Origin of the sequence: Pseudomonas sp. B21-031 (assembly GCF_024748985.1) — a bacterium.
Lineage (GTDB): Bacteria > Pseudomonadota > Gammaproteobacteria > Pseudomonadales > Pseudomonadaceae > Aquipseudomonas > Aquipseudomonas kermanshahensis.
Genome location: NZ_CP087181.1, coordinates 894,212 through 912,388 on the forward strand (window position 1 = coordinate 894,212; position 18,177 = coordinate 912,388).

Here is an 18,177-nt window from a genome sequence, read left to right on the forward strand (position 1 = left end):
GCTGCGAAGAGGCCGGTTTGGCTGTAGAGAGGCTGTGGCGGTAATGGCCTCTTCGCAGCACAAGGCTGCTCCTACAGTAATGAGGCGCTATCAGCGCCGATGTTTTTGCCGCAACGGCTCTAGCAAGTCCATCAGCCCGTTGTGATCGACTTCATGCATCAACGCTAATAACCCGCCCAGTTCCCCGGCCGGGAAGCCTTTGCGCGCGAACCAGGCCAGGTAGTCACCCGGCAGGTCGGCGATGATCCGGCCTTGGTATTTGCCAAAGGGCATGGTCCGGGTGACCAGCAGTTCGAGGGTTTCCGGTTTCATCGACGCACCTGGCAGTCTAAAAGCGCCGACCATACTGCAATCTGCACGAAGGCCCAAGCGGCAATCATGCAGAACGCCGCTTCGAGTACATTCGCATCATTAATTAACTTGTTGATTTATAAGAATTTATTTTTATGCCCAGGGTTGGCACGAACGCTGCTCCATTACAGATGACTATCACCTGCCAAGGAGTTCGTGAAATGAGCAACCCCAACAAAGACGTAATTGATGTGCTCAACGACCTGATCGAATACAGCAAGGATGGCGAAAAAGGCTTCAAGTCGTCGGCCGATGACGTCAAGAACCCAGAGCTGAAAGCCTTCTTCGTGCAGCGCGCCGGTGAGTGCGCCAATGCCGCCGGTGAACTGCAAAGCGAAGTGCGCCGCCTGGGTGGCGACCCTGAGACTTCCACCAGCATCAGCGGCGACCTGCACCGTGGTTGGGTCAACCTCAAGGCGATGGTCACCGGCAAGGATGAAGAGGCCGTGCTGAATGAAGTCGAGCGGGGCGAGGACCATGCCCTGAAAGCCTACAAGGAAGCCCGCGAGAAACTGGTCAAACTCGGCCGTACCGCCAGCGATCAGAGCTACACCCTGGTGGAAAAACAACTGCAAGGTGTGCAACGTAACCACGACCAAGTGAAAGCGCTGCGTAACGCCGCCCGCGCTCGCTCCTAGTCGCTAGGCCCTTCTACCCGGTTACGGCCATTGGCCTTGGCCCGGTAGAGCGCCTCATCCGCAGCCCCCAGCACGCTCGTCAGATCGTGCTGGGGGTTTGCTTCGTACAGGCCGATGCCGATGCTGACCGTGACGGCACGGGTGTCATTGGCAAAGGGCGCCAAGGCCGCGACGCTGGCCCGAATGCGCTCGGCCAGCAGGGTGGCGCCGGCCAGATCGGTTTCTGGCAATATCACCTGAAATTCCTCCCCGCCATAGCGTGCCGCCAGGTCCGCCGGACGCCTGATGCACCCCTCGATGCACTTCGCCACCTCCCGTAAGGCATGGTCACCACCCGCGTGGCCGTGGCGCTGGTTGAACGCCTTGAAATGGTCCACATCCACCATCAGCACGGCCAACGGCTTGTGGTTGCGCTGCGCGCGTGCCCACTCCTGGCGCAGCACCTGGTCGAGCCGGCGGCGGTTGGCCAGGCCGGTCAGGCTGTCGGTGGCGGCCAGGGTGGCCAGGCCTTGTTCGGCCTCGTGGCGGCGGCGCAGCTCGCGGCCCAGCAGCAAGGTTAGCCAGAGGATGCCGATGCACAGCACGCCGGTGGCCACGCTGACCAGAATCGCGGTGCGCCGCCACGACTGGAACACCTCGTCGGCCGAGTGCACCACCAACACGATCAGCGGCAGGTCGGCGACTCGGGCGAAGGTGTACATGCGCGAGGTGCCGTGGGTGGCAGAGGGGGCAGTGAAGCTGCCACTGCGTTCGCCAAGGATGCGCTTGAAATTGGGCCGCTCGGCATAATTGGTGCCGATCAGCGGGTCTTGCGGACGGGTCGGCTGGCGGGCCAGCAACTGGCCGTCGGTATTGAACAGGTTGATGCTGCTGTCATCGCCGATGTCCAGGCGCTTGAACAGTTCGCTGAAGTACGAGAGGCGCAGGGCCCCCGCTGCCAGGCCGGCGAATTCGCCGTCAGGGCCAGGAATGCGTCGGCTGAAACTGATGCACCAGTCCAGGTCGCCCAGCTTGGCCTTGAACGGCGGGCCGACCAGCAGGCCGAGGTTGGCGTTGTGTTGATGGGCCTTGAACACACCGGTGTCGGCGAAGTTGGCCTGGCGCGGTATGGCGCTGGTGGAATCGCCCACCACGTTACCTTGCTTGTCGAGCCAGAGTACGTCACCGCGTTTGCGGTCGACGAAGGCTTCATTGAACAACAGGCGTTGGCGCAACACGCCAGGCACTTCAGGCAGCTCCTTGCGCCCGACTGCCCAGATCAGCCCTTGCAACGACTGATCGTAGAGTTCGGCATTGCGCAGGATATCGCTTTCGATCAACTGGACGATGTTGTTGGAAGAACGGATGGCCGACAGCTCGACGCTGTCGCGCTCACGGGCCAGCAGGTAGCTGACGATGGCCACGATGGCGAGCACGGCGAGGCAACTGCCCAGGTTGAGGATCAGCTCGGGGTGCGACCTGTAGAGTGCGAAACGCGGTGATCGGGTGAGCATGCTCGCTACTGCTGAGGCAGGGCCATTCGCGGCGGCGACATTCTAGGGAAGAGGGGATTGTCGGACAAGATTTGTCCGACGGAATCGCGGGCTTTCGTTTTGGGATGTGCATTGTCAGTGAGATCGAGCGCCGCCCGCGCGGCGCTCGATCTCGTAGGCACTGCGACTGTCAAACCATGCCCAGCGCGACTACGGCGACCTCAGGTCAGAACACGTTCAGCGGATAATCAACGATCACGCGCAGTTCATCGTTGTCACTGCTGCTGTCGATCGATGCATAACCCTGACTGCCACGGTGTGCGGCATAACGCACCAGCACCGAAAGGTCCTTGAAGTCGCCTTCCTGGAATACGTATTTCACGTCCAGGTCACGCTCCCAGTGCATGGCATTCTTGCCATCGGCGCGGTAGTAGTCGTAGTGCGTGTTGCCTTGGTCAGCCTTGGTCAGGTCTGCCTCGCCACGCGAATACGACAGCGTCGTGCTCAGGCCGGGGACGCCCAGGCCGGCGAAGTCATAGCCGTACTGCAGCTTCCACGAACGCTCGTTGGGGGCGTTGAAGTCCGAGTACATGCGCGAGTTGTCGAGGTACACGCTGTCGCCCAGGTTGATGTAGTCGAACGGCGTATCGCCATTGACCCGCTGGTAGGCGGCCGTGACGCTGTGGAAGCCGGCGTTGACGGTGAAATGCACGCTGTAGGTGTTGTTGTCGATCTTGCCCAGCAGGGCCTGGCCGGTGTCCTGGGTGTGATAGAAGTGCACGCCCGGGTTGAGGCTGACCAGGTCGTTGACCACGTAGGTGTAGTCAAAATCAGCGTAGTACTGGTTCCAGATGTCCTTCAGCTCGGCGGCGTAAAGGTTGGCGGTGATGTTTTCCGTGCCGCTCCACGAAGCGCCCGCCCAGTTCAGGTGCTTGCTCTTGTCGTGTTCGTCCAGCGACCCATAGTAGGTGTCGATGCGGCGGTGGCCGCTCTGGTTGTACGGCTTGGTGAAGCTGACTTGGCCGCCTTCGAGCAGCAGGCCGTCGACGCTGGTGTTGGTCAGGCTTACACCGCGGAAGGTCTGCGGCAGCATGCGGGTTTCGCCGCCAGCGATCACTGGGTTGGTGAGGAACAGGTCACCGGCTTTGAGTTCAGTGTCAAACGCTTTGAGCTTGAGCGCTGCGCCTGCGGTAGAGAACGAATGCGGGGCCGCGCCCAGTTCGCCGTCGTCCTTCACATGCGTCGGCAGAATGCTGGTGCCGGCATGGCCGCCACCGCCGTCGAGCTTGAGGCCCAGCATGGCATGGGCGTCCACGCCAACGCCGATCACGCCCGGGGTATAGCCGGACTCGAAGCGTGCAACCGCGCCCTGGCCCCACTCGCGGGTGTCGCGCACGCCGGCGTTGTGGTTGTCGCGGTTGAAATAGGCATTACGAAAATGCAGGTTGAACGAAGAACCTTCGATGAAGCCATCAGCCTTGTCTTCATCTGCCTGGGCGGCGGTGGGAATCGTTGCAGTCAATGCAATGAACAGCGGGGTAAAACGAAACGCGGAAGGCACCGGTACTAGCTCCTTTGGTCTGACGGTGGGGCAGTTTTTATTTTTGAATGTGCAACTTTTTTATTAGGGACGTTACAGCGGGGCTGATAGTTAAAGCACATAAAAAAAGCCGCTGATTGGCAGCGGCTTTAAAAGGCTAACATATCGGCACCAGCGGTGCCCATGGCGTAGCCAAGGGAAATCGGGAGCAGGTACAGCGGTCGATCAGCTATCGGCATTAACGTCGCTGGAAACTTTGGAAGCTGTCTGGTTTGCGTCTTTTACGGCATCGGTCTGCTGTGCGGCTACGGCTTCGCGGGCTTCTTGATGGACCGCGGCGAGCTCGGCATTACGGGCGACGAAAGCGGGGGATTCTTCGGCCATGGCCAGGGGCGACAACAACAGGGAAGACAGGACGAAGACGCTGGCAATACCCATACTGTTGGACATTTGAAACTACCTTCTTGCGATGCAAGTGCTAATGAGGACAGGGCTAAAGTTAGTCCCTCAATGGCCTTGGAAACAGAGCGAAGTACGATAAGCACTGTTGCGCAAAAGGTAACGATCGTGCAGCGAACACTCAGGCTTTTGCTGGAAACCCGCGTCGTTGAGCGCTTGGCAGGCGAATGCCAAAGGTGTTGGCGCCGGCCTCGCTGTGCACAAAAACCTCGCCCCCATGCATCAGGGCGATCGCTTTGACGATCGCGAGCCCCAAACCGTGGTTGCCGCCACCACTGTTACTGCGCGCGGCATCCACCCGATAGAAGCGCTCGAACAGCAGCGGCAGGTGCGCGTCATCGATTGCAGGCCCCGGGTTGCTCACGGCGATGGTGACCTGTTCCGGCCCGTTTTCGATTCGCACCTCGATCACTTGGTCGGGCGCGGTGTGCTGCACCGCGTTGTTCAGCAGGTTGATCAGCGCGCGGCGCAGTTGGGCTTTTTCGATGGGTGCCTGAGCATCGCCACTGACCTCCACGCGGACCTGCGCGTCTTCGAGGATGTAGTCCAGGTAGTCCAGCGTGGTCGCCACTTCCTCAGCCAGCGACGCCTGGGTCAGTGCGGTGGCCTTGCTGCCCTGGTCGGCGCTGGCCAGGAATAGCATGTCGTTGATGATGCTGCGCAGGCGCTCCAGTTCTTCAAGGTTGGATTGCAGCACTTCGAAGTAGTGCTCGGCACTGCGACCGCGGGTCAGGGCCACTTGGGTCTGGCCGATCAGGTTGGTCAGCGGCGAGCGCAGTTCGTGGGCCACGTCGGCGTTGAACGCCTCCAGGCGCGAGTAGGCCTGGCTGACCCGGTCGAGCGCGGCGTTGAAGGCCCCGGCGAATTGCGCCAGTTCCGGGGCCAGATCGTGAGTCTGCAGGCGCCCGTCCAGGCGCGGTGGGGCCAGCGCCTGGGCTTCGTTGGACAACGCCAGCAATGGGCGCAGGCCGATGCGGGCCACCCAATAGCCGAGCACCGACGCCAGCAGCACACCGAACACCGCCAGGCCGACGATGGCCACCAGCAGGCTGTGTTGCGCCTGCCAGAAGGTCTCGGTGTCGATGCCGATCAGAAAACGTAGCGGCGGGCGGTCGGCCAGGGCCGGCAACTCGCTGACCAGCACCTTGTAGGGGTAGGGCTGGTCTGGCAGGCGCAGGTCGCGCATGCCTGGCGGGCCTTCGGCAAACGCGCGGACCCGTTCGCTGGGGTGGCCATAGTCGTATGCCGGATCGCTGCTGACCACCCAGAAGCGGATGCGCTTGTCCTCCTCGCTGAGCAAGTTGAGCTTGTTGCTGACCTTGGCCCAGTGCTCGGCGGTGCCGAAGCGGTTGAGGGTGGACTCGAGCACGCTGAACCGTGCATCCAGCTCGGCGGCCGGCAGCAGGTCGAGGCTGTGGTCAACCTGGCGATACAACGCCGACCCGATCAGCAGAAACACCCCCACCGCCACCAGGATGAACAGCGCCGATAGGCGCAGGGCGATGGAATTAGCTCGCACGGTTTTCCAGGACATAGCCCATGCCTCGGATGGTGTGCAGCAGCTTGTTGTCGAAAGGCCCATCGAGCTTGGCGCGCAGGCGCTTGATCGCCACCTCGACGACATTCGCATCACTGTCGAAGTTGATGTCCCAGACCAGCTCGGCGATGGCGGTCTTGGACAGGATTTCGCCTTGGCGGCGGGCCAGCACGCTGAGCAGCGAGAATTCCTTGGCGGTCAGGTCCAGGCGCTGGCCGGCGCGGCTGGCCTTGCGCGCCATCAGGTCGATCCACAGGTCGGCGACCTGGATCTGCAGCGGTTCATGGCTGCTGCTGCGACGGGTCAGGGCCTGCAGGCGAGCGACCAGCTCGAGGAACGAAAAAGGCTTGCCCAGGTAATCGTCGGCGCCTTCGCGCAGGCCATGGATGCGGTCTTCGACCCGCTCGCGGGCGGTCAGCATGATCACCGGCGTCTGCTTGCGCGCGCGCAAGGCGCGCAGCACGCCATAGCCGTCCAGGCCGGGCAGCATCACATCGAGCACGATCACGGCGTAGTCGCCTTCCAGGGCCATGTGCAGGCCATCGATACCGTCACGCGCCAGGTCCACGGTAAAGCCTTGCTCGCTCAACCCGCGGTGCAGGTAGTCGGCGGTTTTTTCTTCGTCTTCGATGATCAGCACACGCATGGTCTTGTCTCAACTGGCACTTGGCGCGGCCGCATGGGCGGCCCGGCGGCGGTGGAACAGGCGCTCCAGGGCCAAGTATATGACCGGGGTGGTGAACAGCGTCAGGGCCTGGCTCACCAACAACCCACCTACCACCGCGATGCCCAGTGGCTGGCGCAGCTCGGCGCCGGTGCCAAAACCGAACATCAGCGGCACTGCGCCGAGCAGGGCGGCGAGGGTGGTCATGATGATCGGCCGGAAGCGCGTCAGGCAGGCCTGGTGGATTGCCTGCTCGGGTGTGAGGCCGTGGTGGCGCTGGGCCTCGAGGGCAAAGTCGATCAGCAGGATGCCGTTTTTCTTGACGATGCCGATCAGCAGCACCACGCCGATCAGCCCCATGATGCTGAAGTCCTGGCCCATGGCCCAGAGCAGAATCAGCGCGCCCAGGCCCGCAGAGGGCAGGGTGGAGATGATCGTCAGTGGGTGGACGAAGCTCTCGTAGAGCACCCCCAGAATGATGTACACCGCCACCAGCGCAGCCAGGATCAGCCACGGCTGGCTCGACAGCGAACTCTGGAAGGCCTGCGCCGCACCCTGGAAGTTGCCGCTGATGGAGTCGGGCATGCCCAGTTCGCGCTGGGTGCGCTCAAGGATGCTTACCGCATCGCCCAGGGCCACCCCCGGGGCAAGGTTGAACGACAGGTTGGCGGCCGGGAACAGGCCATCATGGCTGATCGACAACGGCCCGGTGCTCGGCGGCGCGACGTGGGCCACCGCCGACAACGGCACCATCTCGTTGCTCAGGGGCGAGCGCAGGTAGAAGTAGTTGAGGCTCTCGGCCTTGCCGCGCTGGCGGGCGTCCAGTTCGAGGATGACCTTGTACTGGTTGGTCTCGGTCTGGAACTCGCTGATCTGCCGCTGGCCGAAGGCGTCGTACAGCGCCTGGTCGACGTCGGTGGTGGTCAGGCCGAAGCGTGCGGCGGCCTGGCGATCGATGTCGATGCGGGTGACGCTGGCCCCCAGTTGCAGGTCGTTGGACAGGTCACGCAACGCCGGGTTTTCGCGCAGGCGGTCGGTCAGGCGCTGGGTCCACAGGTTCAGCGCCACGCCGTCGTTGCTCTTGAGCACGTACTGGTACTGGGTGCGTGATGGGCCGGAGCTGAGGTTGATGTCCTGGCCGGCGCGCATGTACAGCACAATGCCCGGCACCTGGGCGAGTTTGGGCCGCAGCCGGTCGATCAGCTCGCTGGCCGATACATCGCGTTCGCCGCGGGGCTTGAGGGCGATCCAGAAGCGGCCGTTGGCGATGGTCTGGTTGCTGCCGGTGACGCCGACGGAATGCGAGAACGCCCGCACGGCCGGGTCGGCCTCGATGATCTTGGCCAGGGCCTGGTGCTTCTCGATCATGGCCGGGTACGACACGTCCGCTGCCGCTTCGCTGGTGCCGAGGATGAAACCGGTGTCCTGCAACGGGAAGAAGCCCTTGGGGATGGCCACATAACCCACCACCGCCAGGGCCAGGGTCACGCCGAACACACCGAGGGTCAGGCGCTGGTGGGCCAGGGCGCGGTTCAGGCCTTTTTCGTACCACTTGACCAGGCGTTCACCGAAGCCGCCGTGCTGCGCGCCGGTCGGACGGCGCATGAACAGCGCACACAGGGTGGGTGCCAGGGTCAGCGAAACCACCACCGAAATCAGAATGGTGGCCGTGGCGGTCAGGGCGAACTCCTTGAACAGCCGCCCAACCACCCCGCCCATGAACAACAGTGGGATGAAGGCGGCGATCAGCGAGAAACTGATCGAGACCACGGTAAAGCCGATTTCGCCTGCCCCCTTGAGCGCGGCCGTGCGGCTGTCGTCACCCGCCTCCAGGTGGCGATGGATGTTTTCCACCACGACGATGGCATCGTCGACCACGAACCCCACCGAAATGACGATGGCCACCAGGGTCAGGTTGTTCAGGCTGAAACCGAGTACGTACATCAAGGCGCAACTGGCAATCAGCGACACGTCGAGCACGCTGGACACCACCAGGGTCGCCGACCACTGGCGCAGGAACAGCGCCATCACCCCGATCACCAGGGCCACGGCGATCATCAAGGTCAGCTCCACCTCGTGCAGCGAGGCGCGGATGGTTTGGGTACGGTCCTGCAACACCGACACCTCGATCGACGCCGGAAGCATTTCCTGCAGCTTGGGCAGCGCGGCCAGCACCCGGTCGACGGTGTCGACGATGTTCGCGCCGGGCTGGCGGAAGATCACCAGGTTCAACCCCGGCTGGTCACCGGACCAAGCCTTGACGTAGGCGTTTTCGGCGCCGTTGATGACCTTGGCCACGTCCTGCAGGTGCACCGGCGCACCGTCGCGGTACGAGACGATCAATTGGGCATAGTCTTCGGGGTGGAACAGCTGGTCGTTGGCGGCGATGGTCGACACGCTGTGCTCGCCGTACAGCGCGCCTTTGGCCAGGTTGAGGCTGGTTTGCTGGATGGCCTGGCGCAGGTCGGCGAGGGTCAGGCCGATGGCGGCCAGCTTCTCCGGTTGCGCTTGCACGCGGATGGCCGGGCGCAGTTGCCCGGTGATGTTGATCAGGCCGACCCCATCGATTTGGCTCAGTTGCCGGGCCAGCAGGGTTTCGGCGTAGTCGCTCAGGTCATTGCCGGGCATTTGATTCGAGCTGACGGTCATCACCAGCACCGGGCTGTCGGCCGGGTTGACCTTGCGCCAGGTCGGCGGGTTGGGCAGGTCTTGTGGCAGCCGTGCGGTGGCGGTGTTGATGGCGGCCTGCACTTCCTGGGCTGCGGTGTCGATGTTCTTGTCGAGGGTGAACTGCAGGATCAGCGTGGTCGACCCCAGCGCGCTGCTGCTGGTCATTTGGGTCATGCCGGGGATGGCGCTGAACTGCACTTCAAGCGGCGTGGCGACCGACGAGGCCATGGTTTCCGGGCTGGCCCCAGGCAGTTGAGCGGTGACCTGGATGGTCGGGAAGTCGGCCTCTGGCAGCGGTGCCACCGGCAGCCGAGGGAAGGCGATGGCGCCCAGCAGGACCAGGGCGAAGGTCAGCAGCAGGGTGGCGATCGGGTGGTCGATGCACCAGGCCGAAACCCCGTTGCGGGCATTCATGGCTGGCTCCGGCGGTCGGCCATTTCCGAGGGTGCGGGCGCATCGGTGGTGATCTCGACCCGCGAGCCCGGCTTGAGCCGCGACTGGCCGTCGAGCACCAGCTGATCACCCGCCTTGACCCCGGCGATGATGTTCAGCCCGCTGTCCTGATACAGCACCTTGACCGGCACGCTGGTGACCTTGTCCCCGTCCAGGCGGTAGACGAAATGGCCGTCGATACCGCGCTGCACCACCGGCGGCGGCACGACCAGGGCATCTTCCTGCATGGCCGTGCGCAAGCGAATGGTGACCAGTTGGCCGGGCCACAGGCGCCCGTCCTTGTTGTCGAACTCGGCTTTGACCCGCACCGTGCCGGTGGTCGCCGAGATCTGGTTGTCGATCAGCGCCAGGTGGCCTTCACCCAGCAGGCTGCGTTCGCCGTCGGCGTCCATGTAGGCCTGCACCAGCGCCGGGGCGGGCGCCTTTAGCAAGCTTTGCAGGGTAGGCAGCATCTGTTGCGGCAGGGCGAACTCGACGGCGATCGGGTCGATCTGAGTCACGCTGAACAGGCCCTGGGTGTCGCTGCTGCGCACCAGGTTGCCGGGGTCGACGTTGCGGATGCCGACCCGGCCGGTCACCGGTGAGCGGATTTGGGTATAGGACAGTTGCACCTCGGCATTGGCGATGGCCGCCTGGTTGCCCTTGACTGTGGCCTGCAGCTGGTTGACCAGCGCTTGTTGCTGGTCGAGGGTCTGCTTTGACACCCCGTCATCGGTGCTCAGCAGGCGGTAGCGCTTGAGGTCGACACCGGCTACCTGGATCTGCGCCTGGCTCTGGCCGAGCTGCGCGCGGGCCTGGTCGAGGCTGGCGCGGATGGCACGGTCGTCGAGGGTTGCGAGCAGGTCACCTTCCTTTACCCACTGGCCTTCCTTGACCAATACCTGAGTCAGCACCCCTTCTACCTGTGCGCGGATTTCGACGCTGTGCAGCGACAGCACCGAGCCGATCGCGCTGGCATAGCGCGGCACATCCTGCTGGCTGACGCTGACCACGCGCACCGGCACTGCGGCCTGCGCGCGGGGGGCGGGGGCCTCCTGACGCTGGCCGAACCAGACACCCAGCGCTACCAGGATTAGCAGCGCCAAGGCGGCGAGGATGACAGAACGGGAAGGACGTCGCATCGGCGCGGGCACCTTGGCCAGAAGGGTGGGGACGGTTGTCTGTATTCAAGCTTATAGCCCCCGGACCGGGTCGGCAGCATGACGCCTGGCTGACAGCGCTGACAGTTTCAGTATTCAAGGCCAATGGGGCCGCTTTGCGGCCCATCGCAGGCAAGCCAGCTCCTACAGGTACAGCGTAAATCTCCAGGGCGGCGCAGTACCTGTAGGAGCTGGCTTGCCTGCGATGGGCTGCGAAGCGGCCCCGAGGGTTGTCTCAGGCTACCTAAAAACCAATAAAGGCGTAATAAACCGGTGCTTCGCAGGTGGTCTGCAAGCCATGGCCCTGCAAACTGGCTGTCAGTTCGTCATCCTGCACATGCAGCGTCCACCGCGCACCGTTGTCCGCCGGCACCTGCGCCAGCGCTGCGGCAAACGCGCCCATCTCCGGCAGATATGCGGTAAACCCGTTACCTTTCAGCGCACTCGTGGTCATGCCCAACGCCTGGCACACGGCAACCTTCGCCGCGATGTCATCTCGGTCTGCCTGGCGCGATGCCTGCACCAGCGCCGCCAGCTGCGGGTCGGCCAGTTGCGTGCCGTGAATCAGCTCAGGGCCCTGTTGCCAAGCCTCGGGCGGGCAGTCCTTGTTCTCTGGGCGCAGCGGGATATGCGGGTTGATCTCGACCGGGTAGATACGGCAGACCAGCGGGCGCTGGTCATAGATGGTGCACAGGTCGTTATCGTCGAGGTTGCGGCAGCGCCCCGGGTTGAACGCCGCGAACGTTACCGAAACGCGGGCTTCAGTGTCGCCGCAGGCCACCGGGTGGGAGCGGCGCAGCACATGCTCGCGCTGCTCGACCGGCATGCCTGGGCCGTCGACCACGAACGCCTCGATCAGCACCACCACCTGGCCAGCGGAGGCCGCCCACTGGCGGGCTTCGTCGAGGGTCAAGGGCACATGGTGGCCAGTGCAGCACTTGCCGCAGCCGGTGCAGGCGAATTGCACGCTGTCGGTCACTTGGCTTCCGGGCTCCATTCGCTGACGAACGCGCGCTGGTGCTGGCGGTCGTACAGGCACAGTTCGGTGCCGGTGCGCTGCTGCATGTGTTTTTGCGGGTAGACGCCTTCGATCAGCAGGGCGCTCATGCCGACCTGGTCGTCGAATTCGGCGGGCTTGCCACGCGCGTGAGCGTCCTTGAACTGGCTGGCGGCAAGGCACGCCTTGAGCATCTGCTGGCGCTGCTCGTTCCAGGCCTGGCTGCTGGAGGCCTGGGCGACACCGCTGAAGAGCGCGCAGGCGACAAGGAGGGAGCTGAAAAACTTCATACGCGATTCCGGCAAAAATCTTCCGAGGGGAGCGAATTATGCCCGACTCACCCCCGACGGCAAGCCGGGGAGTTTGTCGCTTGATGTATCAATGCTCGGCAAACACCACCGTCCGCGCCGCCACCACCAGGCAATCGGTCAGCTCGGGCGAGGAGAACTTGGTGAGGATGGCATTGGCCCCCGCGAGCCTGGCTTTTTCGCTGCTCATGGCACTGTCGAGCGAGGTGTGCAGCAACACATACAGGTGCTGGAAGTCCGGCGTCTCGCGCAGCGTGCGGGTGAAGGCGTAGCCGTCCATCTCGGACATCTCGATGTCGGAGACGATGATGTTGATCGCCTGCTCGGTGCCCTGCATTTCCAGCAACACGTTGATCGCATCCTTGGCGCTGCGCGCGGTGTGGCATTCGATGCCGAGGTTGCGCAGGGTGTGCACCGACTGCTGCAAGGCCACTTGGCTGTCGTCCACCACCAGGATGTTGGCGGCGGCCAGCAGGCTTGCGTCTTCTTCGCTCAGAGCACCGTGCTGTGGCTCGGCGGCGGGTGGGGCGATGGCGTGAATGACCTTCTCGATATCCAGCACCTGCACCAGCGCGTTGTCGACCCGGGTCACGCCGGTGATGAACGAGCGGTTGCCCGAGCCAAAGGGTGGCGGTTTGATGTCGGTGCTCAGGCAGTGAACGATGCGGCTCACGGCCTGCACATGCAGGCCTTGGCGCGAGCGGCTGATTTCGGTGACTATCAGGCAGCCACCTTCAGGGTCCGCCAACGGGCGCTCACCGATGGCACGGGACAGGTCGATGACCGACAGCGAATTGCCGCGCAAGGTCGCCACGCCTTTCACGTGGGGGTGCGATTCGGGCAGCTTGGTCAGTGAAGGGCAGGGGATGATCTCGCTGACCTTGAGCAGGTTGATTGCCATCAGCTTGCCGCTGCGCAGGGTGAACAGCAGCAGCGACAGCGAATCCGCGCGGGCTTTTTGCGTGGCCATGGTGACCTTCGTGGGAATAGAGGATAGAAGGATATCGGCCCGCCGAGCCGGCTCTTTAGCCTGTCAGCCGAATCCGTGTAGGAGCAGCCTTGTGCTGCGAAGAGGCCGGTGACAGCAACGCATAACTGCTGGGTATTCACCGGCCTCTTCGCAGCACAAGGCTGCTCCTACAGGGCATTGGATAACCGGGTCATCAGCGTTCGCGCAGGGCTTCCCTCGCCCGGTTCAACGGTTTGATCAGGTAATCCAGGATGGTCTTTTCACCCGTGCGGATATCCACCGTGGCGATCATCCCGGGCACGATCGCAAAGTGTTTGCCGGCCTTGTTCTGCAGGCTGTCCTGCTCGGTGCGGATGAACACCCGGTAGTAGTAGATCTCCGGCTTCACCTCGTCCTGCAGGGTATCCGGCGAGATGCCGACCACCTTGCCCTCCAGCCCGCCATACACCGAGTAGTCATAGGCACTGATCTTCACCTTGGCGGCCTGGTCGGGGTGGATGAAGGCGATGTCTCGGGGCGCGATGCGGGTTTCGATCAGCAGGCGTTCATCCATCGGCACGATCTTCATCACTTGCCCACCGGGCTGGACCACACCCCCCAAGGTATTGACCTCGATGTCCTTGACGATACCGCGCACCGGCGAGCGCAGGGTCAGGCGGGTCAGCGAGTCGCTACGCCCGCGGATCACTTCGGACAGGCTGTCGGCCTCGGCGCTGGCCTTGGCCAGCTCTTCGCGGGCCCGTACCAGGTAATCGGAGCGCGCTTCGTTGGCCTTGAGCTCGAGTTCCGAACGCTGTCGGTTCAGGCGAATCACCTCGACCCGGCTTGAAGCGCCCATCTTCGCCAGGTTCTCGGTGATCTTGAGTTCGCTGCGCACCAGTTGCAGCGAATCGTCGATACCGGCCAGGGTCTGTTCCAGGCCGCGGCGGCGGGTCTGGTACAGCGCGGTTTCGGCGTCGACCAGGTCGGGGGAGTCGCGCAGGCTGTCGGGGAACACCAGCGGCTTGCCGGTGACCTCTGCACGCAAGCGCGCCTGGCTGGCCTTGGCCGCGCGGTACTTGGCTTCACTCTCGCCCACACTGGAGGCGGTCTTGGTCGGGTCGAGCTGGGCCAGCACCTGCCCGCGGTCGACCAGGTCACCTTCGGCCACGCTCATCTGGGCGACGATGCCACCCTCGAATGACTGGATCACCTGCTCGCGCGAACTGGGGATCACCTTGCCGGTACCGGTGGAGACCTCGGTCACCTCGAACCAGGCCGCCCAGGCCAGAAACGCTGCCAGCATCAGCGCACAGATTGTGATGATACGGCCGGCGCGGAATACCGCCTGGTCGTCCTGCCCGTCCAGGTAGGACGCCGGGAGTTCATGGTTGCTCATGCCTGGGCTCCTTGCAGTTTGGCCAGCGCGGCATCGCGGCTGTCGTCGATGACGATGCGGCCGCCATCCAGCACGATGATCCGGTCGACCCGCTGCAGCACGCTCAGGCGGTGGGTGGCGATTACCAGGGTGCGGCCCTGGCAGAAGCGGTCGAGGTTATCCAGCAACTTGCGTTCGGTCATGTCGTCGAGGGACGCGGTCGGCTCGTCCAGCAACAGCACCTGCGGCTGGCGCACCAACAGGCGTGACAGCACCAAGGCCTGGCGTTGGCCGCCGGACAAGCCGACACCGCCTTCCAGAATCAGGTGGTCCATACCTTTGGGTAGCCTGCGGACGAACTCCAGGGCCCCAGTGGCGGCCAGCGCCGCGACCAACTCCTGGTCACTGGCCTGGCCGGCACCCAGGGTGAGGTTTTCCCGCAGGGTGCCGTGGAACAGCCGCGAGTATTGGGGCAGCAAGCCGACATCGCGGCGCAGGTCAGCGGGGTCGAGATGGGCCAGGGCGATGCCGTCCAGGTTGATTTCGCCCTGGACCAGGTCCATGGCGCCGCCCAGAGCCTGCAGCAAGGTGGATTTACCGGCACCGTTGCGGCCGAGCACGGCGATGCGTTCACCTGGCTGGATGTCCAGCTGGCCGATGGTGAGGACGGGAGGCGCCTCCGCGCTGTAGCGGAAGTTGGCCTGGCGTAGCTGGTACTCGCCGCGGATGGCTGGCAGGTGCACGCGGGCTTCGTTTTCAGGGTGGTCGACCGGTGACTGCATCAACTTGTCCAAGCCCTGCAGGGCCACCTTGGCCTGTTGCCAGCGGGTCAGTACATGGGTCAGCTGTGCCAGCGGCGCCATCATGCGCGACGACAGCATCGATGCCGCCACCAGGCTACCGGTGGTGAGGTCGCCGGCGATCACCATCGGTGCGCCGATGACGATGACCACGGCGAACACCGCGCCCTGCACGTTCTGCGTCCAGGTCACCAAGCCATTGGTCAAGGTGCGCAGGCGCAGGTTGGTGTGGGCGCAGGCGGCGTTGTACTGGTTCCATTGCCGCTCGAAACGGGCTTCGGCTTGCAGCGCCTTGATCTCGTCCAGGCCCTGGATGCTTTCCACCAGCATGGCGTTACGCAGCGCCGACTCACGCATCGAGGCATTGGCCAGGCGTGCCAGGCGCCGTTGCGCCAGCAGCCCGGGCAGCACCATGGCCAGCAACGCCACCAAGGGGATGAACACCAGCACGCCGCCGATCAGCCAGAACACGAACAGGAACAGCAGGAAGAACGGCAGGTCGGCCAGGGCGGTGGCGGTGCTCGAGGTGATCAGGTCACGGATCGACTCCAGCTCGCGCAACTGCGAGATGAACGAGCCGGTGGACTTGGGCCGTACCGAGTTGCGCAAGCGCAGCGCATGGCCATAGACCAGGTCAGAGACGCGCAAGTCGGCGCGTTTGCCCAGCAGGTCGGTGACCTTCAGACGCAGCAGGCGCATGCTGAAGTCGAACACCAACGCCAGCACCACGCCACCAAACAGCACGTACAGCGTCGGCAGGGATTCGGCGGGGATCACCCGGTCGTAGACCTGCATGGAAAACAGCACCCCGGCCAGGGCCAACACGTTGGCCACCAGCGAGGCGACCATCACCTGCCCATAGGGCCGCAGGTCGCGCAGGACGATACGCGCGAACCAGTGGCGGTCGTAGGGGGCGGTGTAGTCGTCGGTGCGCACATCACGCAACGGCCGCGCCGGGCGCAGCAGGGCGACCCGGGTGATGCGCCCCTTGAGCGTGTCGCGGGGCAGGCGCGAAGTCAGGCCCTGGTCGCCCGCGAAGACCACCGCCAGGTCGTCTTCTTCGGTCACCGATTCGACCACTGCCAGCTGGCCATCGTCCAGCTCCAGCACCAGCGGCGTGCGCCACTGCCGCAGGCCTTTGGCATCGAAGCGCACGAAGCGCAGCGCCAGGCCGGCCTGGCGTGCCATGTGGCGGAGAATCTCATCCAGCGGGCGGGCATCTTCGACGGCCGCCAGGCGAATGCGCTGGGGCGAGACGTCCAGGCGATAGTGGTGCGCGACCTGAAGCATGACCTCAAGCCAAGGCCCCAGGTCGGGGCGAGCGTTGGCCGTTTGCTCCGGGGCCTGTGTCGGCAGGGTCACATTGACGGTTTCGTTCATGGCTGGATCTCCACACCTTGCAGGTTACGCCCCTCTAGGCCAAAGGCCGTGCGCAGGGCGCCGGTGTTGTAAAGGCAGTCGACATCCAGGCGCAGCAAGTCGGAGCGGGTGCCGGCGAGTTCGAAACGAGACTGGTAGATTTCCTGCTCGGCGTTGAGCAGGTCGAGCAGGGGCCGGGTGCCCAGGTCCAGGTACTGCCGGCCATAAAGCATGCGCGCCTCCTGAATACTGACCTGGCGGGCTTCGAGCGAACTCAGCCGACGGCCCAGCCCCGAGGTCTGCGCCATGGCCTCGGCCAGGCCACGGCGTGCCTGCAGGCGTGCAGCATCTTCGGCCGAGTCGGCGGCTGTCAGCGAATGGCCCGCAGCGCGAGTGCGGGCGCTGATGGCACCGCCTTGGTAGATGGGCACCTCAACGTTCAGGTAGATGCCCGCCTGGGTGCGGTCCATGCGTGAGTTGTCGCGGTTGTAGTCGTTGTCCAGGTAGTGGTTGACCTGCGGCTGCAGCGACAGGGTCGGGTAGGCCTCGGCCTTGGCCTGGGCCAGTTCGGCCTGGCCTTGGGCGCGCTGGGCCAAGGCCATCAATACGGCGGGCAGGCGATCATCACCTTGCCCTGGGCGCGTGCAGGCCTGGTTCAGCTCGGGGGGCGATTCTTCGGCGAGCATGGGCGGGGTGACCCGGCCGAGCAATGCCGCCAGGGTCGAGCGCCAGCGTTCGTACTGAGACTGGTATTCCTCCAGTGTGGCGCGGGCGCTCTCGACCCGGGATTCGGCCTGGACCACGTCGGAGCGGGTGCTGGCGCCCATGTCGCTGCGTTGACGGGCCATACCGGCGATGTCGCCGACCCCGCGGATCTGGTCGCGGGCAATCGTGATCAGTTGCTCGTAGCGGCGGGTCTCGACCCAGGCATAGGCGGTGTCGCGGGCCAGTTCGTCGACCACCAGAAGGATATTGGCCTGGGCGCGGGCGGCGGCGGCCTGGGCAGCGCTGACGGCGCTGTCGACCTTGCCGAAGTCGTAGAGCATCTGCTTGAGCGACAGGTTGAGCGCCTGGCTGTTGCGGTCGCCGCCGTAGCCAGTGTCATAGCCCGTGCGGATACCGCCGGAAATTTGCGGGTAGTAACCGGCGCGGGCAACGTTGATGCCTTCGCCTTGTTTGTAAAGGTTGCCGATGGCCTCGGCGATGCTGGGGTGCCACTGCGCGGCTTGCAGCACCGCTTCGGTCAGCCCGAGGCGGTCGCCATTGCTGACGGGGGCCATGCCGATAGGTGGGCGGGCGGGCACCGCGTCGGGCGCATCACGTAGCAGTGAAGGCCCGATCTGGCGCAGTTGTGGGTCGATGTCGTCGGCTGCCTGGGCAGCCGTGTTGAAGTTCAGGGCCAGGAGCCCGAAGGCCCCCAGCAACAGCGGTGACAGCGGACTGCTTCGCTTCACATAGTTCCC

15 protein-coding genes are annotated in these 18,177 nt (G+C 64.3%); 1 reads left to right on the plus strand and 14 read right to left on the minus strand.

The features are described 5' to 3' along the window. Positions 1 to 90 precede the first annotated feature (90 nt). Positions 91 to 312: a DUF3820 family protein gene (locus LOY53_RS04115; protein ID WP_027595485.1), complete on the minus strand. Its 222-nt coding sequence runs from the start codon at positions 310 to 312 to the stop codon at positions 91 to 93. 200 nt (positions 313 to 512) lie between these two features. Between LOY53_RS04115 and LOY53_RS04120 the strand changes: the two genes are divergently transcribed. Then, positions 513 to 989 carry a PA2169 family four-helix-bundle protein gene (locus LOY53_RS04120; RefSeq protein ID WP_027595486.1) on the plus strand — a complete coding sequence of 159 codons (477 nt, stop codon included), beginning with the start codon at positions 513 to 515 and terminating at the stop codon, positions 987 to 989. Here LOY53_RS04120 and LOY53_RS04125 read toward each other — a convergent pair. The 13 genes from LOY53_RS04125 to LOY53_RS04185 form a co-directional block, all read right to left on the minus strand. After that, entirely contained in the window at positions 986 to 2,482 is a 1,497-nt protein-coding gene (locus LOY53_RS04125; RefSeq protein WP_252826707.1) for a sensor domain-containing diguanylate cyclase, read from the minus strand. The genes LOY53_RS04120 and LOY53_RS04125 overlap by 4 nt on opposite strands. A gap of 205 nt (positions 2,483 to 2,687) precedes the next feature. After that, positions 2,688 to 4,022, minus strand: coding sequence for an OprD family porin (locus LOY53_RS04130; protein ID WP_027595488.1), 1,335 nt, complete (start codon positions 4,020 to 4,022; stop codon positions 2,688 to 2,690). 204 nt (positions 4,023 to 4,226) lie between these two features. Beyond that, positions 4,227 to 4,451: a hypothetical protein gene (locus LOY53_RS04135; protein ID WP_027595489.1), complete on the minus strand. Its 225-nt coding sequence runs from the start codon at positions 4,449 to 4,451 to the stop codon at positions 4,227 to 4,229. 130 nt (positions 4,452 to 4,581) lie between these two features. Beyond that, entirely contained in the window at positions 4,582 to 5,994 is a 1,413-nt protein-coding gene (locus tag LOY53_RS04140; RefSeq protein ID WP_258703629.1) for a heavy metal sensor histidine kinase, read from the minus strand. After that, the gene (locus LOY53_RS04145) at positions 5,969 to 6,643 is read right to left on the minus strand and encodes a heavy metal response regulator transcription factor (RefSeq protein ID WP_252826710.1); all 675 of its coding nucleotides are present in this window, start codon (positions 6,641 to 6,643) and stop codon (positions 5,969 to 5,971) included. The genes LOY53_RS04140 and LOY53_RS04145 overlap by 26 nt, the downstream gene beginning before the upstream one ends. A 9-nt stretch (positions 6,644 to 6,652) precedes the next feature. After that, complete coding sequence (locus LOY53_RS04150; RefSeq protein WP_258703630.1) at positions 6,653 to 9,745, minus strand: multidrug efflux RND transporter permease subunit; 3,093 nt, start codon at positions 9,743 to 9,745, stop codon at positions 6,653 to 6,655. After that, the gene (locus LOY53_RS04155) at positions 9,742 to 10,905 is read right to left on the minus strand and encodes an efflux RND transporter periplasmic adaptor subunit (protein ID WP_258703631.1); all 1,164 of its coding nucleotides are present in this window, start codon (positions 10,903 to 10,905) and stop codon (positions 9,742 to 9,744) included. The genes LOY53_RS04150 and LOY53_RS04155 overlap by 4 nt, the downstream gene beginning before the upstream one ends. A gap of 262 nt (positions 10,906 to 11,167) precedes the next feature. Beyond that, positions 11,168 to 11,902, minus strand: a complete 735-nt coding sequence (locus LOY53_RS04160; RefSeq protein WP_027595494.1) for a YkgJ family cysteine cluster protein — start codon at positions 11,900 to 11,902, stop codon at positions 11,168 to 11,170. After that, complete coding sequence (locus LOY53_RS04165; protein WP_027595495.1) at positions 11,899 to 12,210, minus strand: hypothetical protein; 312 nt, start codon at positions 12,208 to 12,210, stop codon at positions 11,899 to 11,901. The genes LOY53_RS04160 and LOY53_RS04165 overlap by 4 nt, the downstream gene beginning before the upstream one ends. Before the next feature lie 88 nt (positions 12,211 to 12,298). Beyond that, the gene (locus LOY53_RS04170) at positions 12,299 to 13,198 is read right to left on the minus strand and encodes a chemotaxis protein (RefSeq protein ID WP_258703632.1); all 900 of its coding nucleotides are present in this window, start codon (positions 13,196 to 13,198) and stop codon (positions 12,299 to 12,301) included. 193 nt (positions 13,199 to 13,391) lie between these two features. Beyond that, positions 13,392 to 14,576 (minus strand): HlyD family type I secretion periplasmic adaptor subunit, encoded by a 1,185-nt coding sequence (locus tag LOY53_RS04175; protein WP_027595497.1) that lies wholly within the window; start codon positions 14,574 to 14,576, stop codon positions 13,392 to 13,394. Continuing rightward, the gene (locus LOY53_RS04180) at positions 14,573 to 16,735 is read right to left on the minus strand and encodes a type I secretion system permease/ATPase (protein WP_252826714.1); all 2,163 of its coding nucleotides are present in this window, start codon (positions 16,733 to 16,735) and stop codon (positions 14,573 to 14,575) included. The genes LOY53_RS04175 and LOY53_RS04180 overlap by 4 nt, the downstream gene beginning before the upstream one ends. Continuing rightward, positions 16,732 to 18,168 (minus strand): TolC family outer membrane protein, encoded by a 1,437-nt coding sequence (locus LOY53_RS04185; RefSeq protein ID WP_252826715.1) that lies wholly within the window; start codon positions 18,166 to 18,168, stop codon positions 16,732 to 16,734. The genes LOY53_RS04180 and LOY53_RS04185 overlap by 4 nt, the downstream gene beginning before the upstream one ends. Positions 18,169 to 18,177 lie beyond the last annotated feature (9 nt).

Coding starts and splice junctions, on each gene's coding strand:
- LOY53_RS04170 (WP_258703632.1), bottom strand. CDS start 13,198: ATGGCCACGCAAAAAGCCCGCGCGGATTCGCTGTCGCTGCTGCTGTTC.
- LOY53_RS04165 (WP_027595495.1), bottom strand. CDS start 12,210: ATGAAGTTTTTCAGCTCCCTCCTTGTCGCCTGCGCGCTCTTCAGCGGT.
- LOY53_RS04135 (WP_027595489.1), bottom strand. CDS start 4,451: ATGTCCAACAGTATGGGTATTGCCAGCGTCTTCGTCCTGTCTTCCCTG.
- LOY53_RS04115 (WP_027595485.1), bottom strand. CDS start 312: ATGAAACCGGAAACCCTCGAACTGCTGGTCACCCGGACCATGCCCTTT.
- LOY53_RS04145 (WP_252826710.1), bottom strand. CDS start 6,643: ATGCGTGTGCTGATCATCGAAGACGAAGAAAAAACCGCCGACTACCTG.
- LOY53_RS04140 (WP_258703629.1), bottom strand. CDS start 5,994: ATGTCCTGGAAAACCGTGCGAGCTAATTCCATCGCCCTGCGCCTATCG.
- LOY53_RS04150 (WP_258703630.1), bottom strand. CDS start 9,745: ATGAATGCCCGCAACGGGGTTTCGGCCTGGTGCATCGACCACCCGATC.
- LOY53_RS04120 (WP_027595486.1), top strand. CDS start 513: ATGAGCAACCCCAACAAAGACGTAATTGATGTGCTCAACGACCTGATC.
- LOY53_RS04125 (WP_252826707.1), bottom strand. CDS start 2,482: ATGCTCACCCGATCACCGCGTTTCGCACTCTACAGGTCGCACCCCGAG.
- LOY53_RS04155 (WP_258703631.1), bottom strand. CDS start 10,905: ATGCGACGTCCTTCCCGTTCTGTCATCCTCGCCGCCTTGGCGCTGCTA.
- LOY53_RS04175 (WP_027595497.1), bottom strand. CDS start 14,576: ATGAGCAACCATGAACTCCCGGCGTCCTACCTGGACGGGCAGGACGAC.
- LOY53_RS04180 (WP_252826714.1), bottom strand. CDS start 16,735: ATGAACGAAACCGTCAATGTGACCCTGCCGACACAGGCCCCGGAGCAA.